This is a genomic window from Salipiger marinus (assembly GCF_035481585.1).
In the GTDB taxonomy this organism is placed as follows: domain Bacteria; phylum Pseudomonadota; class Alphaproteobacteria; order Rhodobacterales; family Rhodobacteraceae; genus Salipiger; species Salipiger marinus.
Window position 1 is genome coordinate 1 of sequence record NZ_JAYKSL010000086.1, and the last position, 1,117, is coordinate 1,117.

Sequence of the window (1,117 nt, forward strand, 5' to 3'; positions counted from 1 at the left end):
TCGAGGGAGCCTATTCGACACTGACGGAGTACCTGAGGCTGATACGCCCGGTCGCCCCGCGCCAGTTCGAGCGGCGCTTCGAGACGCCCGCCGGCCAGCAGGCCCAGGTGGACTTTGCCGAGTTCCAAGTAGCATTCACCTTGGAGCCCGGCATCACCCGCAAGGTCTGGCTGTTCAGCATGGTGCTGGGACACAGCCGCTGGCTCTGGGGGCGGTTCTGCCCCAACCAGACGCTGGAGACGGTGATGCGCTGCCACATCGCGGCCTTTGACGCGATGGGCGGGGCGTGTGGCGAGGTGCTCTACGACCGGATGAAGACTGCGGTCATCGGCGAAGATGCGGCGGGTGTCGTGACCTACAACGCCTCGCTCGTGGCGCTGCTGGCGCATTACGGCTCGGCGCCGCGCGCCTGCCAGCCGTATCGGGCGAAGACGAAGGGCAAGGTCGAGCGCCCATTCCGTTACGTGCGGCAGGACTTCTTTCTGGGGCGCAGTTTCCGTGACCTCGACGACCTCAATGCCCAGTTTGAGGAGTGGCGAATTACCATAGCCAACCCCCGGGTCCATGCAACCACGCAGCAGGTTGTCGACGAGCACTTTGCGGATGAGCAGCCGCACCTCGTAGCCCTGCCAACTCGGCCCTACGACGCGGTGCTGACCGTCGAGCGGCGGATCAGCCATGAGGGCATGGTTGCCGTTGGCGGCAATCAGTACAGCGTCCCGGACACCACCCGGCGCCGGATCGTCGAGGTCCAGAACCATCCGGCCGAGGTGCGCATCTTCGAGGACGGGGAGTTGATCGCAAGTCACCCGGTGCTCGAGGGCAAGAACCAGAAGCGCGTCGATCCCAGCCATCGCAAGCCGGTACCCGTTGCGCGTCGTGCCGTGCTCGACCGACCATCCCCTGCGGACACCGCGGTCCTGCGCCGGCCACTGGCATTCTACGAGGCCGTTGGCCAGCGGCTGGCCAGACAACCGGAGGGACGCCCATGATCCCGGTCACGGAACGGATCCGCCAGAGCCTGGTCAGTCTGCACATGGCCCGCGCCCTGGAAACGCTGGACCAGGTCCTGAGCCGGCTGGAAAAGGGCGAGATGACCGCGATCGAGGCGATCGAC

The 1,117-nt window shown here is 66.2% G+C and carries 1 protein-coding gene; it reads left to right on the forward strand.

What is annotated here, in order from left to right; all coding sequences use genetic code 11:
- The coding region (gene istA, locus VK682_RS27235) for an IS21 family transposase (protein WP_324782997.1) at positions 1-992 on the forward strand (992 nt) is incomplete at its 5' end.
- Positions 993-1,117 lie beyond the last annotated feature (125 nt).